The 13,062-nt window shown below is 66.7% G+C and carries 11 protein-coding genes; 5 read left to right on the top strand and 6 right to left on the bottom strand.

From position 1 onward, the window contains the following. Window positions 1-105: 105 nt before the first annotated feature. The 6 genes from adk to CQ050_RS08250 form a co-directional block, all read right to left on the bottom strand. The gene (adk, locus tag CQ050_RS08275) at window positions 106-762 is read right to left on the bottom strand and encodes an adenylate kinase (RefSeq protein ID WP_105556345.1); all 657 of its coding nucleotides are present in this window, start codon (window positions 760-762) and stop codon (window positions 106-108) included. A 91-nt stretch (window positions 763-853) separates the two neighbouring features. Next, window positions 854-1,618, bottom strand: coding sequence for a 3-deoxy-manno-octulosonate cytidylyltransferase (gene kdsB, locus CQ050_RS08270; RefSeq protein ID WP_105556344.1), 765 nt, complete (start codon window positions 1,616-1,618; stop codon window positions 854-856). An 11-nt stretch (window positions 1,619-1,629) separates the two neighbouring features. Beyond that, window positions 1,630-1,812 carry a Trm112 family protein gene (locus tag CQ050_RS08265; protein WP_105556343.1) on the bottom strand — a complete coding sequence of 61 codons (183 nt, stop codon included), beginning with the start codon at window positions 1,810-1,812 and terminating at the stop codon, window positions 1,630-1,632. Window positions 1,813-1,878: 66 nt separating this feature from the next. Beyond that, complete coding sequence (lpxK, locus tag CQ050_RS08260) at window positions 1,879-2,922, bottom strand: tetraacyldisaccharide 4'-kinase (protein WP_105556342.1); 1,044 nt, start codon at window positions 2,920-2,922, stop codon at window positions 1,879-1,881. Then, window positions 2,919-3,332 (bottom strand): biopolymer transporter ExbD, encoded by a 414-nt coding sequence (locus tag CQ050_RS08255; RefSeq protein WP_105556341.1) that lies wholly within the window; start codon window positions 3,330-3,332, stop codon window positions 2,919-2,921. Before CQ050_RS08255 ends, lpxK begins: the two co-directional genes overlap by 4 nt. After that, entirely contained in the window at window positions 3,329-3,952 is a 624-nt protein-coding gene (locus CQ050_RS08250) for a MotA/TolQ/ExbB proton channel family protein (protein WP_105556340.1), read from the bottom strand. Before CQ050_RS08250 ends, CQ050_RS08255 begins: the two co-directional genes overlap by 4 nt. Before the next feature lie 352 nt (window positions 3,953-4,304). On the opposite strand from CQ050_RS08250, the gene xseA reads away from it, so the two are divergent. From xseA to CQ050_RS08225, 5 genes are all read left to right on the top strand, one after another. Beyond that, entirely contained in the window at window positions 4,305-5,672 is a 1,368-nt protein-coding gene (xseA, locus tag CQ050_RS08245; protein WP_105556339.1) for an exodeoxyribonuclease VII large subunit, read from the top strand. A gap of 108 nt (window positions 5,673-5,780) precedes the next feature. Continuing rightward, on the top strand, window positions 5,781-8,759 hold the full coding sequence (locus CQ050_RS08240; protein ID WP_233213897.1) for an ankyrin repeat domain-containing protein: 2,979 nt from the start codon (window positions 5,781-5,783) through the stop codon (window positions 8,757-8,759). A 142-nt stretch (window positions 8,760-8,901) separates the two neighbouring features. Next, window positions 8,902-9,480: a superoxide dismutase [Fe] gene (gene sodB / locus CQ050_RS08235; protein WP_105556338.1), complete on the top strand. Its 579-nt coding sequence runs from the start codon at window positions 8,902-8,904 to the stop codon at window positions 9,478-9,480. A gap of 282 nt (window positions 9,481-9,762) precedes the next feature. Next, the gene (locus CQ050_RS08230; RefSeq protein WP_105556337.1) at window positions 9,763-11,454 is read left to right on the top strand and encodes a methyl-accepting chemotaxis protein; all 1,692 of its coding nucleotides are present in this window, start codon (window positions 9,763-9,765) and stop codon (window positions 11,452-11,454) included. A gap of 100 nt (window positions 11,455-11,554) precedes the next feature. Next, window positions 11,555-12,982, top strand: coding sequence for a chloride channel protein (locus CQ050_RS08225; protein WP_105556336.1), 1,428 nt, complete (start codon window positions 11,555-11,557; stop codon window positions 12,980-12,982). Window positions 12,983-13,062 lie beyond the last annotated feature (80 nt).

The following is a 13,062-nucleotide window of genomic DNA, read 5'->3' as shown; positions in this document are numbered from 1 at the left end:
TGAATGCGGCGCGGCGGGCGCCGAATGTGACAAGGCCTTCGGGCCGATGCCGGAACGCGTCGCGTCCAGCCGGCGCCGAAGGCCTGCAAGCCATCAATGCGCCAATCAGCTTTTGACGGCCTCGAAGAGGCGCGACTTGATTTCGTCGACGGCGCCCACGCCCGAGATCTTGCGGTACTTCGGGGCTTCGGCGGAGTTTTGCTGCGCCCAGGTCGAGTAGTAGTCGACGAGGGGGCGCGTTTGTTCGCGGTACACGGACAGGCGGTGGCGAACGGTCTCTTCGCGATCATCGTCGCGCTGGATCAGTTCTTCGCCGGTGACGTCGTCGCGGCCTTCCACTTTGGGCGGGTTGAAGCGCACGTGGTAGCTGCGGCCGCTGGGCTGGTGCACGCGGCGGCCGCTCATGCGTTCGATGATGTCTTCTTCGGGAACTTCGATTTCCACCACGTAGTCCAGCTTGACGCCGGCGCTTTTCAGCGCGTCGGCTTGCGGGATGGTGCGGGGGAAACCGTCGAACAGGTAGCCGCTGGCGCAGTCGGGCTGCTTCAGGCGGTCCTGGACCAGGCCGATGATGATCTCGTCGGAAACCAGACCGCCGGCATCCATGACCTTTTTGGCTTCAATACCCAACGGCGTGCCTGCCTTCACCGCGGCTCGCAGCATGTCGCCGGTGGAGATCTGGGGGATGCCGAAGTGCTGGGTGAGAAACGCGGCCTGGGTGCCTTTGCCGGCGCCGGGAGGTCCGAGCAAGATAAGACGCATGAGTGCTCCTGATGGGGTTTATTTTTTGTGATCCGGGGGATTATGCCGCAACGCAGCAGCCAATGCGGGGCTGCGCCATGGGAAATAACCCTTATATCTGTTTGCTGTAGATCAACCGTACGCGTTCCAGATCCGCCGGGGTATCTACGCCTGCGGCGGGCGGGTTGGACGTTCGGTGGACGACGATGTTGTGCCCATGTTCCATGGCGCGCAGCTGTTCCAGCGACTCGAACCGTTCCAGCTGGCCTTGCGGCAGGGTCGGGAAGCGGCGCAGGAAGGACACGCGGTAGGCGTACAGCCCGATGTGGTGCCAGGCGGGCAGCCCGTCGGCCAGCACGCGTTCGCCCGTGGCCAGGGCGTCGCGGGCCCAGGGGATGGGGGCGCGCGAAAAATACAGCGCGCGGTCGTTGGCGGCGCAAACCAGCTTGACGACATTCGGATTGAACAGCGCTTCGGCGTCGGCCAGCGGGCAGGCGCAGGTGGCGATATCGGCGTCGGGGAAGGCTTGGAGCTTGGCCGCGACGGCATCGATGAGTTCGGGCTCGATCAGCGGTTCGTCGCCCTGGACGTTCACCACAATGGCGTCGTCGGGCAGGCCCAGTTGATCGACGGCTTCGGCCAGGCGGTCGGTGCCGGTGGGGTGGTCGCCTCGCGTTAGCAGGGCGGTCAGTCCATGTTCGCGGGCGGCGGCCTGGACACGGACGTCGTCCGTCGCGATGTAGAGCTGCGACGCGCCCGACAGGGCGGCGCGTTCGGCCGTGCGCACGACCATTGGCTTGCCGACGATGTCGGCAAGCGGTTTGTCGGGCAGGCGGGTCGAGGCGGCTCGCGCCGGAATCAAGGCGATGAAACTCACGGTGGGGCGCGTCAGGTGGCGGTGGAGGCGTCGTCCAGCGCGCGGGCTTCCGACTCGAGCATGACGGGGATGCCGTCGCGCAGCGGGAAGGCCAGGCGGTCGGCGCGGCAGACCAGTTCGGCTTGCTGCCGGTCGTGTTCTAGGCGGCCCTTGCACAAGGGGCAGACGAGGATGTCGAGAAGTCGGGATTCCATGACCACGATTCTAAAACAGTTTTGGGCACGGGCACGGGGGTGTTCGGCCCGGACGCCCACCGTCTTCTAGCCGGGTGCACGCTGGCGCAGGGCCTGCGCCAGCCAATCGAAGAGCTGCGGATCCGAGAACGCGGCCTGCACCGGGACCTCCCACAAGCGGCTGTCGTGCAGGGCGGCGCACTTGATCGCGTCTTTGGACGTGACGAGGATCGCGTCGGCCGTCATCGCCTGGAAGGGCGAATCAGCATAGTCATGGTGGTCGGGCAGGGGAAGCGTCGAGGCCAGCGTGATGCCGGCGGCGCGCAATGTGCTGAAGAACCGTTCGGGGTTGCCGATGCCGGCTGCGGCGGCGATGCGGGGCTGCCCGGCATAGGCGGACAGGGCACGCGTGGCGCCGCCCTCGATTTGACGCGCGGCGCCGGGTTCCAGCCACATCTGCACGTGGCGCGGCCGCGCGGTGCCGATGGTGGGCGAAGGGCCGTTCGGCGTGCCGATATTGGTGACCACCGCGTCCACGTCCTGCAGGCGGCTGGCAGGTTCGCGCAAGGGGCCGGCGGGCAGCAGGCGGCCATTGCCCACGCCGCGCTCGTCCTGGACCACGATTTCGATGTCGCGCGCCAGCGCCAGGTGCTGCAGGCCGTCGTCGGACACGATCACGTCCACGTCGGGGTGCGCTTGCAGCAAGGCCCGGGCCGCCAAGGCGCGTTTCGGGTGCACCGAGACGGGGGCGCCGGTGGCGCGGGCGATCAGGGCGGGTTCGTCGCCGTAGCGGGCAGCCTCCAGCGCGCCGCTTCCGACGCGGGCGTCGGGGCCGATTTTCACGCCGTAACCGCGGCTGACCACGCCCGGCGTGTAACCGCGGGCGCGCAGGCCGTCGACCGTGGCGATCACCATCGGCGTCTTGCCCGTGCCGCCGACGTAGACGTTGCCGATCACCACCACGGGTACGGGCGCGCGGTACGCGGGCCGGGAGCCATCCAGGTATTGCCTGCGCTTGCGCGCCACCGCCCACGCGGTCAGCGCGGACAGGGGCAGCAGCAGGCTCGAAAGCCAACCGCCATGCTGCCACTGGCGAGCCAGCAGCGAGGCAGAAGAACGCGTTGTGGTCACCGGGAGGTCTGGGCGGCGAAGTTGACGCGGCCGATGCCGGCCAACCGGGCGGCTTCCATGATGTTGATCACGGATTGATGGGTGGCTTGGGCGTCGGCGTTGATGACGACGAGAGGTTCGGGTTTGCCGGCCGCGGCCTGGCGCAGGGCTTCCGCGATTTCGGGCGGCGTGGAAACGTCGATCAGCGTGCCGTTCAGGGCGTAGCGCCCGTCCTGGCTGACGGCGACTTCCAGCGCGGGCGGCGTGTCCTGTTCGGACGAGGCCTGGGGCAACGTCACCTTCAACTGCGTGAAACGCGCGAACGACGTGGTGGCCGCCAGGAAAATCAGGATGACCAGCAGGACGTCGATGAGCGGGATCAGGTTGATGTCCAGTTCATCGCGGTCGCCCCGGGAGCCTCGGAAATTCATGAACGTCCCTCGCGCGGGGCGGGGGCCGAGGATACGGCGCGCACCAGGCGCGACGCGGACTGCTCCATGGCGCTCAGGTAGCCGTCGACGCGGCTGCGCAGATAGCGATGCGCGATCATGGCGGGAATGGCGATCAGGATGCCGAAACCGGTGTTGTAGAGCGCGATCGAGATGCCGCGCGCCAACTGCGCCGGATCGCCGCCGCCAGGCGTGTACGAACCGAAAATCTCGATCATGCCGACCACGGTGCCGAACAGGCCCATCAGCGGCGCGACGACGGCGATGGTGCCGATGGCCGGAATGTAGCGGCTGAGATCATGGGCGACCGCGCGGCCGGCGTCTTCGACCACGTTGCGCAGTTCTTCGCGGGGCAGGTGCCGGTGACGCATCACTTCCGCCAGGACGCGGCCCAGCGGCGAGTTGCGTTCCAGCCGGTTGATCGCTTCGGGGGTGTCCTGGTGATTGCGCAGCATGTCCGCCACCTGCTCGTTCAGGCCGCGGGGCAGGATCAGGCTGCGGCGCAGGGAGAGGAAGCGCTCGAATATCAGCGCCAGACCCAGCACGGATGTCGCCAGCAGGGGCCAGATAGGCCAGCCGGCCTCGCGCAAAATGGAAAGCAAAGCGTTCAACTCCCGGGGAAGCCAAGGCGCGCGGGATGGTGCGCGTCGGCATCTGATCAAGCCGAAACTGTAACGGCGCGGCGGGGTTGTGGCAAGGCGGATTGACCCCCGATTTATCCACAGAAATTGTGGATAATTCTGTGCAAAACTCTGCCGGAAGGCTTGTGGGCACAGGGCTTGCGCTTGTTTGCTTCAAATGAGCGCAGCGGTGTTTGTGTAAAAATCTCATATAAATCAATGGATTGCACGGAGATTGCTGGCTGTCTGGGCCGGTGCTGCAAAAAACGGTGAACGCGGTATCATTGCGGCCCGCTACGTATGCCCTGTGGACAGGTACGCATCGGAAAGCCCCATGACAATTGAACTTGCAGTCACAAACAACGCATTTACGCGGGATATCCTGACAGTTGCCCAGCTGAACCAAGCAGTAGGGCAGTTGTTGGAGCGCAGCATTCCGGCAATATGGGTGCGCGGAGAGATTTCCAATTTCACGGCCGCGGCTTCCGGGCATTGGTACTTCACGCTCAAGGACAGCCGGGCCTCCGTGCGCGCTGTCATGTTCCGCAGCCGCGCCAGCGCAGTGGGCTTCGTGCCCCGGGCGGGCGATCAGGTCGAGATCCGGGCCAGGGTTTCCTTGTACGAGCCCCGCGGCGACTACCAGTTGCAGGCCGACGCGATGCGCCGGGCCGGCCTGGGCAACCTATATGAAGCGTTTCTGCGCCTGAAAGAGCAACTGGCCTCCGAAGGCCTGTTCGATCCTGCCCGCAAGCGCGATCCGGTTCGCTTGCCGCGTGCCATCGGCGTGGTCACCTCGCTGCACGCAGCGGCGCTGCGGGACGTCCTGTCGGCGCTTGCCCGGCGCGCGCCCCAGGTGCCGGTCATCATTTATCCCGCCCCGGTTCAGGGCGCGGATGCCGCCAGCCGGCTGGCCGCCCAGGTCCGGATGGCCAACCAGCGCGCCGAAGTCGACACCCTGCTGCTGGTGCGCGGCGGGGGCAGCATCGAAGACCTTTGGGGTTTCAACGACGAAGACCTGGCGCGCCAGGTCGCGGCCAGCGAGATCCCCGTGATCAGCGGCGTCGGGCACGAGACCGACTTCACCATCGTGGACTTTGTGGCCGACGTGCGTGCACCCACCCCCACCGCTGCCGCCGAACTGGCCTGCGTTCCGCGTTCCGAACTGCTGGGCCGCGTCATGCAGACCGCGCAGGCCATGGCGCGCGGCCAGCAGCGCCGCCTGGAACGCGCCGCCCAACGCCTGGACCGCGCGGCGGGCCAGTTGGTGTCTCCGGCTCAGCGCCTGGAACATCAGCGAGAACGCTTGAATAGCTTGCGCTTCCGCCTGGCCTCGGCCTGGTCGGGGCCGCAAGGCAGACGCGCGGCTCGCGTCAACCTGCTTGCCCAGCGCTTGACGCACCGCGTGCCGGATACCGGCCGCGCCGCTGACCGCCTGGCGGGCGCCATACGTCAATTGGGCCAGGCGCATGCGCGTCTGTTGGTCCAGAACCGTAACCGGGTGGCCGCGGCCACGGCGCAATTGCGGGCGCTGGACCCGGGCAACACGCTGTCGCGCGGCTATGCCATTGCCCGCGACGCCGACGGCCGTATCGTGCGCGACGCGGCCGCATTGGCGGCCGGCCAGCCGCTGGAACTGAGCTTCGCGCAAGGCGGCGCCCAGGTCCAGGTCCTGCAAACCCGCAAGACACGCGACGCCAGCTGACTTGGCTGCCGGCCGGTGATCCGGCCGTCGGACAAGGGCACGGGCGAGGGCGGGGGCGGCACGAACCCCTTCGATGCAATCCCAGGTGATGCAACCCAAGGCGAGGCAATGCGGCACAACAAAAGCGTGGATTGGATGGCGGGCTTGCTGGCCGGTACGGCGATCGGGTTGGGGCATGGGGCGATCGCGCAGGCCGCGCCACCTGCCGCGGCTGCCGCAGCCGCCGCATCGGAAGGCGTGAAGACCGACCCGACGTGGGTCGAACCAAGCCGGGCGGAAACGGGGGCGCGCCAGGCGCCCAAACCTTGCGATTGCGATTCGCCCTATCGCGAATACAAGGAAGCCAATACGCCGCCGGCGGCCGCGCTGTTCGCGGCGCTCGACACGAGTGACGAGACGGCATTTTTGGCGGCCTTGGCTCAGGTGGATCGCCCGGGCGATTACGCCCTGGACGGCGTGCCGTTGCTGCATGCGTTGTTGATGCCGCCGCGCGCATTGCGTGCCCCGGAGGTCTACTGGAGCATGACGGCGGAGGACACGGCGCGCATCCGCACGGCCCATCAGGCGATCCTGCCGGCCCGTACCCGCATGCTGGCTGCGCTGCAGGCAACGAAGCCCGCGCTGGATGACGTGACCTACTCGTCGCGCCGTCCGCCGCTGCACCTTGCCCTGCTTTACGGCACGCCGGCCATCATGGATCTGTTGCTGGCAGCGGGCGCCAAGCCGGATCAGCGCGGGGATGAAAACCGCACCCCGCTCGAATTCCTGTTGAACCGGGATTTCGAGTTCGCGGTGCGGATGACGTATCTGCCCCGCCTGGTGGATCGCGCGTCCATGACGCAAATGGTGCTGGCCTTGTTCAAGGCCGGCGCGGCCAAGCCCTATGCGGGTGCCGAGCCCGACGTCGCGGATTACCTGGCCTGGGGCCACATGGTGGAAATGACCGAGGGCGCGGAGCCGTTGCGCGCACTGGCCGCCACGGGCACCAAACCGGCGTACGAGGACGGCCTGACCGCATTGGCGCTGGCGGGCTACCTGGGCAATAGCGGCGCCGTGCCAGTGCTGATGGCGCTGGGCCCGCGCCATATTCCCGCGACGGGTTACGGCCAGACCGGCGAGCGCGACGTGTGGCTGGACGCGGCGCAGGCCGCCGTGGAAGGCGGCCACCCCGAGATCGCGACGCAACTGCTGCGCGCCGGCATGCCGTTCGCGCAAAGCGGCCCGCAGACTGGGTCCAGGGACCTGATTTTTGGCAGGCTGGAAATGGCGGCGCGGCCCATCATGAACCTTGCCGCCCTGCGGGGAGATACGCAGACGCTGCAACGCTTGTTGGCGCTGGGCGCGCCGGTTGGCGGCGATCCGCAAGAGCAATACGGCAATACGCCGCTGGCGGATGCGGTTCAGGCTCGCCAGCCCGCCGCCGTGACGATGCTACTGGCGGCGGGCGCCGACCCCACGGCCAAGCGCCAAGGCTATGACGCGAAGTCGGCGGTCGACGTCGCGGTTCAGGCGGGTGATGTGGCAACGCTACGCCAGTTCGCCGATGCCGGGTTCGACTTGAAGACGCTGGGGGCTGGCGCGATCCGGCAGGCGTTGGAAAACCGCGAGGGAGCATTGGCCTTGATGTTGATCGAGGCCGGCGTGCCGGTTGATTCCCACACGGGCGGGCCCGGCAAGACAGACGACGCGGGTGACGCCGGCGGCCGCGCCGAGCCGCCGCTGTTGCTGGCCGTGACGTCGGGCCAGGCGGCGGTCGTCGATGCGTTGCTGTCCAGGGGAGCAGACCCCGCTGGTCTGGCATCCGACGGTGAAAGCGCCTTGTATTGGCTGATCGGCAGGCAGGACACCGCAATGCTCGACCGTTTGCTGCGCGCCGGCGCCAAGCTGGACGATCTGCGATTGCCGCGCGCGCCCGCGCCATATGCCTTGTTGAACGCCGCCGTGGCCTCGGGCGATATGGCGCTGGTCAAGCGCGTCAGCCAGGCCACGGGCCAGGCCGTGGCGGATGCCTGCTTGCCCGAGGGCGGCGAATTCAACCTGTTGGACAAGCCCGGGTATTTCGCCCAACTGCAAGCAGCGGGCTTCACCGGCAAGCCAAACGCATGCGCGCGCGACGCCGCGCCCTTGCCGCAACGCATCGTGTCGCAGCTGCTGCACAGCCGGCAATTGATCGTGGCGCGCCACGCGACCGTGGTGCAGCTGCTGCGGCAATTGAAAGCGTCGGGCGCGGACCTGGACGCGCCGCAAGCGGATGGCGCTACGCCGTTGAACGTGGCGATACAGCTGGGCCGGCAGGATCTGGCCGATGCGCTGCTATCGGCGGGCGCCAGTCCGGATTCGGTGGATGGCGCGGGCCGAACGCCGGCCGGCGTCGCACGGGAGACCGGCCAGCCCGCCATGCGGATGCTGCTGGAGCGCCATGGCGCGCGCGTCGATGACATCGCCGCGCCGGCCATCGCCAACAAGCGCGGCGGCGCCAAGGCATCCAGCAAATCCGCCGCCGGCCTGCCCGGGCACTACTGGCTGCGCGGCATGCGGGAAGTGGGCAGTGAAATCCTGCTGTCGGAAGACGGCCGTTTCGACTACATGATGACGTACGGCGCGGTCGATATCGTGGCCCGCGGAACATGGCGCAGCGATGGCCGGCAGGTCTTCCTGGATACGCCGCCCATCGTGCCGTTCTCCGCGATCGCTGGCGTGCGCGCCGATACGCGGCCAGCAGAGTCCAACCCGTTGACGGTGCGCGTGTACTACCGCGACCGTCCGGTGAAGGTCGACGTGGCGATGTCCTCGGCGGACGCGGACTATGGCGGCCCGCGGCAGTCCGAAGGCTCGGACGGCGTCAGCGCGCCGATCGCGCCAGGGGCGTTGAAGGCCCTGGCCGTGTTCGTGCCGCTGCCTTCGGGTGCGCGGTGGCACGAGGTGGACGTCAGCAAGATCGACCCTGGCGCGCGGGCCATTCGCGTGGATGTCGCGGTGCCTGAATCCGCAACGGGCACGCCGCTGCATAAGACCTTCACGCTGCATAAAGACGGTGCATTGGTAGAGTCGAGCGGTAGCCGGGAATTGCGATACGAGAAAGAGTAGCGTTTACAAAAACAAGGCGCGCCAAAGTCATAAGCACATGTGTCCGTTAACCCCGCACAGGCACGGGTTTAACAAGGTATCCTCATTAGTTGCCGATACAATTGAACGGCTTGATCGTGCACTCAACAGAAGGAACCAACACATGGCACATACTCTTCCCCCCCTGCCTTACGAACTGGACGCGCTGGCTCCGCACATCTCCAAGGAAACGCTGGAGTTCCACTACGGTAAGCACCACCAGACGTACGTCACGAACCTGAACAACCTGATCCCGGGTACGGAATTCGAAACGCTGTCGCTGGAAGACATCGTGAAGAAATCCTCGGGTGGCATTTTCAACAACGCCGCTCAGATCTGGAACCACACGTTCTACTGGAACAGCCTGGCCCCCAAGGCTGGCGGCGCACCCTCGGGCAAGCTGGCTGACGCCATCAATGCCAAGTGGGGCAGCTTTGATGCTTTCAAGGAAGCGTTCAACAAGTCGGCAGCCGGCAACTTCGGTTCGGGCTGGACGTGGCTGGTCAAGAAGGCCGACGGTTCGGTCGACATCGTCAACACCAGCAACGCCGCCACCCCGCTGACCACGGCCGACAAGCCGCTGATCACCTGTGATGTCTGGGAACACGCGTACTACATCGACTACCGCAACGCGCGTCCCAAGTATCTGGAAAACTTCTGGGCGCTGGTGAACTGGGAGTTCGCCGCCAAGAACTTTGCCTGATCGGTAAAGTTGCCGGATTCCGCGGAGTGAGCTCCGCGGCGCTTGAAGAGAAACCCCTCGCCCGCCCGAGGGGTTTTTCTTTTTGTTCAGAAAAAATTCAGCTTTCAAAATTCTGTCGATTGTCGAATTCATTGTGGGGAAATGACGAGAAAACATCCTTTTCTTTAGGGTTTTCCCTAGAATCCCGTGCCGCTATTGTTGCCACCAGTCTGCGGCTGAACCCCGGCGCCGACGACCGCGGCCTGCCGCCCATAAACCGGGGTATCTATAGGGAAGGGAAGCATGTTGCGGTTATTTTCGGGCTTGCGCATCGGGGCGCGCCTATCGGGCGCGTTCTTGCTCGTCGCGTTGATCGGCGGCGCCATCGGGGCCTTTGGCGTGTGGGGACTGTCACGCATCAATGAAATGAACGACCGGCTTTACGACACCGAGCTGCGCGGCATCTCGGACTTGAAGGAAGCCAATCTCAACCTGATCTACGCCGGCCGCGCGCGCAGCGGCTATCTGGCCGCGACAAGCGAGCAGGACCGCCAGGCGTTGAAGAAGCAATTCGACAATGCGGTCAAGACCATGGACGTGTTGCGCGACAAGGCGGCTGCCAATTTCCATGCGGAAGAGGGCAAGCGCTTGTTGGCCCAATTCACCGAAACCGAGCAGGTTTGGAAGCGCGAGTCGGAGGCGTTCTTTGCCGCCGCGCAATCGCAATCGCTGACGCAGGCGGATCCGCGCGTTGCCGAAATCGAGAAGCGGGTGATCGCTACGTCACAGAAGCTGGACGACTTGATGACGGACCTGGCGGTGGGCAAGGAAAAGACCGCCGCGCAATCCGTGCAGGAAGGCACGGACCTGTACGGCGCGGTGCGCGCGGTGATGATCGGGCTGGCGGTGGCCGGCGTGGCCATCGGCATGCTGCTGGGCTGGCTGGTGACGCGGGGCATCGTGCGTCCGCTGGAGCAAGCCGTCCACGCGGCGCGCCAGGTTGCCGCCGGCGACCTGACGGCCACCATCCAGGTGGCGACCCGGGACGAGACCGGCGACCTGATGAGCGCGCTGAAGGCCATGAACGACAGCCTGGCGCGCATCGTCGCGGACGTACGCGACGGCTGTGAGAGCATCGCCTCGGCCTCCTCGCAAATCGCGCAGGGCAACTCCGACCTGTCGCAGCGCACGGAAGAGCAGGCCTCGTCGCTGGAAGAGACCGCGGCGTCGATGGAAGAACTGACCAGCACCGTGCAGCAAAACGCCAACAACGCCAGTGAAGCCGACCGCCTGGTCAGCCAGGCATCGACGGTCGCGGTGCGCGGCGGCGAAGTGGTCGAAGGCGTGGTGCAGACCATGAGCGCCATTTCCGACAGTTCACGCCGCATCGCCGATATCACGGGCGTGATCGACGGCATTGCGTTCCAGACCAACATCCTGGCGCTCAACGCTGCCGTGGAAGCGGCGCGCGCTGGCGAACAGGGCCGTGGTTTCGCGGTGGTGGCCGGTGAAGTGCGTACGTTGGCGCAACGTTCGGCCGTGGCGGCCAAAGAAATCAAGGCGCTGATCGACGAGTCCGTCACGCGTGTTGAAGGCGGCACGCGCCAGGTCGATGAAGCCGGCCGCACCATGCGCGAAGTGGTCGACAGCGTGCGTCAAGTGGCCGTTCTGGTGCGCGAGATCGCCAGCGCGTCGGAAGAGCAGTCTTCAGGCATCGGCCAGGTCAATCAGGCCGTGGCGCAGATGGACACGGTCACGCAGCAGAACGCGGCGCTGGTGGAAGAGGCCGCCGCAGCGGCCGCCAGCATGCAGGAGCAGGCGTCGCGCCTGGCGCAGGAAGTGCGCAGATTCAAGGTGGACGCGGGTGGCACGCCGGCGCGCCAGGCGCAGGCCCGGCTGGTGCAAGCCGCGCCGGCCACGGCCAGAAAGCCCGTGCAGTCGGCGGCGCGGCCGGCGCTGGCGCAACCGTCCGACGACGATTGGTCGACGTTCTAAGCGCGGCAGCGATGTTTCTGCCCGGCGCCATGCCGGGTTGTGGGCTGCGGGTCAGGTTGGAATGGTAAGGTTAGCGACCTCCCGCCGCCTGCCGCAGCCTATGAGCCTGACTGATTCATTTCGCCGGATATCCGCCGGCGCTCGCCGCCTGATGCGCCGCAAAGTGCGCCAGGCCAATCGCCTGTCGCGCAAGAGCCTGCAAATGCTCTTGTTGCTAGGGGGCGCCGGTCTGGTGGCGCTGATGTCGCTGGGCTTCGCCTACCTTGCCGACAAGGCGCTGGACTGGAATAGAGAGTGGGTCGGCCACAACGGTTGGCTCGCATTGCTGGTGCTGCCGTTCAGCCTGGCCGGTTTGCGCTGGCTGACCTTGCGTTTCGCGCCCAATGCGTCGGGTAGCGGCATTCCCCAAGTCATCGGTGCGCTGTCATTGCCGCCTGGCGCCAGCCAAAGCAGCCTGGTATCGCTGGCGCAGGCGCTATGGAAGATTCCGTTGGCGTTCTTCGGCATGCTTGCCGGCGCGTCGATTGGCCGCGAAGGCCCGTCTGTGCAAGTCGGCGCCGCGCTGATGCTGGCCTGGGGCGACTTCTGGAAGCGGCGCGGCGTGCAGCTGCGCGGCTTTCACGCCAACGAGCTGATCGCGGCAGGCGCTGCCGGCGGGCTTGCCGCGGCGTTCAACGCGCCGCTGGCCGGCGTCATTTTCGCCATCGAAGAATTGGGCCGGGGCACGGTGCTGCGCTGGCAGCGGCTGGTGTTGATCGGCGTGCTGGCCGCAGGTTTCCTGGTGGTGGCAGTGCAGGGCAATAACCCGTATTTCGGCGTGTTCGGCGGTGCGCCGCTGGCGCATGGCATGGTCATGTGGATCATCGTCTGCGGCACCATCAACGGCGCGTTGGGCGGAATCTTCGCCCGCCTGCTGGGCAAGGGCGTGGCCGGCTCCGCGCCGGCGGCGTGGCGCGCCTGGATTCGCGCGCATCCCATCTGGACCGCCTTCGTGATGGGGCTGATCCTGGCCGTGATCGGCCTGTGCACCGCCGGCAGCGTCTACGGCACGGGCTACGGCGTGGCGGCGGACCTGCTGTCGGGCCACGACACGGCGCCGGTCGGCTTCGGCCTTGCCAAAATGGCGGCCACCGTGGCCTCGTACTGGGCGGGCATTCCGGGCGGCATCTTCACACCGGCCCTGACCACCGGCGCCGGCATCGGCCAGCACATCTGGGAATTGGCGGGCGAGGGCGTCGACCAGCGCGTGCTGGTGCTGGTCTCGATGGCGGCCTTTCTGGCCGCGGCCACGCAGGCGCCGTTGACGGCCAGCGTGGTGGTCATGGAAATGACCGGCAGCCAGCCCATGCTGTTCTGGCTGCTGGTGGGTTCGCTGCTGGCCTCGGGCGTGTCGCGCCAGTTCTGCCCGCAGCCTTTCTATCATCTGGCGGCGGGGCGTTTTCGCCGGCAGGCGATCGTGGACGCCGGACGTGCGGTAAGAACGGAGATGGACGCGGGCCCGGCGGGGGCAAAGTCCTCCACGCCGTGACCGCCATGCACCTTGATCGTGCGCGCGCGGTGCACGATCAGGGTGAACACCTACTGGACATTGTCCATGTGGCGGACATG

The organism is Achromobacter sp. MYb9 (assembly GCF_002975275.1).
Classification (GTDB): Bacteria; Pseudomonadota; Gammaproteobacteria; order Burkholderiales; family Burkholderiaceae_B; genus Achromobacter.
This window is presented reverse-complemented; position numbering and strand designations above follow the sequence as displayed.

Coding starts and splice junctions, on each gene's coding strand:
- CQ050_RS08255 (WP_105556341.1), bottom strand. CDS start 3,332: ATGAATTTCCGAGGCTCCCGGGGCGACCGCGATGAACTGGACATCAAC.
- xseA (WP_105556339.1), top strand. CDS start 4,305: ATGACAATTGAACTTGCAGTCACAAACAACGCATTTACGCGGGATATC.
- CQ050_RS08225 (WP_105556336.1), top strand. CDS start 11,555: ATGAGCCTGACTGATTCATTTCGCCGGATATCCGCCGGCGCTCGCCGC.
- sodB (WP_105556338.1), top strand. CDS start 8,902: ATGGCACATACTCTTCCCCCCCTGCCTTACGAACTGGACGCGCTGGCT.
- CQ050_RS08265 (WP_105556343.1), bottom strand. CDS start 1,812: ATGGAATCCCGACTTCTCGACATCCTCGTCTGCCCCTTGTGCAAGGGC.
- adk (WP_105556345.1), bottom strand. CDS start 762: ATGCGTCTTATCTTGCTCGGACCTCCCGGCGCCGGCAAAGGCACCCAG.
- CQ050_RS08240 (WP_233213897.1), top strand. CDS start 5,781: ATGCGGCACAACAAAAGCGTGGATTGGATGGCGGGCTTGCTGGCCGGT.
- CQ050_RS08230 (WP_105556337.1), top strand. CDS start 9,763: ATGTTGCGGTTATTTTCGGGCTTGCGCATCGGGGCGCGCCTATCGGGC.